Genomic DNA, 842 nt, shown 5'->3' with positions numbered 1-842 from the left:
CGGCCTAACTCACGACGGCGATCCTTTGTAGTTCGTCAAAAGCCGCCGTTTGCACGCAATCATCCCCGGACTTGGATGGTTCCCCAGTAGGTTCAAATCCTGGCGGCGCAACCACCGATACCGCCGGGCCGGAATAACGCACCGGCGAGGCGGCGCGCGTGCCGCCAAATGATTGCAAAAGCCCTAGCACATCTCCGACAGCGGGTCATGCTGAGGTCGCTGCAGTACTGGGGCTGCTGGTCGGGCCGTGACGAGAGTTTGGTCATGCGCCACCGATCCAAACCGCTACTCGACAAAGCGACGGCTTACAGAGCGGGCGCGATCGGTCTCGGGTTGCTTCCCATCGCCATGGCGTTCGCTGCGGTCCTCGTACCGTGATCGGAGGGTCGCCCGTCTGGCCCGAGCGGATCCGAAGAGCAATGTCGGTGACAGCGGGACCGGGTGGCTGGCCGTGGCACCCACATCCTGGCCACCCAGTTTCATGTCTTGATCTCAATGCTCGACAAGGCAAGCCGGCTGACGAGCTAAATCCGGTCAAGGACGATCGACGAACACACTCAAGAATGCCCTGACATCGCGAGGTGGTATGCGCAAGAGGCGGCCTGGCGTCCCCCGCAACATCATGTCGCTGTCACATCAGGCTCGATTTGCCGCGGCTCAGCACCTCGCCCGCGCCCTTATCGCCGACGAGCCTGCCGTGCTCGTACACCACCCGGCCCCGCACGATGGTGGTGACGGGCCAGCCGGTGATGTCGACCCCTTCCCAGGGCGTGTAGTCCGAGCCGTGGTGCAGATCGGCCTGCCGGATCGGCTTCGCCAGCTTGGGGTTCCATAGCACGACA

At 63.5% G+C, this 842-nt stretch carries 1 pseudogene; it reads right to left on the bottom strand.

The window, feature by feature from the left end:
* Positions 1-631: 631 nt before the first annotated feature.
* Positions 632-842 (bottom strand): annotated as a pseudogene (locus tag AC629_RS44060) (dihydropyrimidinase); the annotation flags it as partial.

The organism is Bradyrhizobium sp. NAS80.1, assembly GCF_001908205.1.
Taxonomy (GTDB): domain Bacteria; phylum Pseudomonadota; class Alphaproteobacteria; order Rhizobiales; family Xanthobacteraceae; genus Bradyrhizobium.
This window is presented reverse-complemented; position numbering and strand designations above follow the sequence as displayed.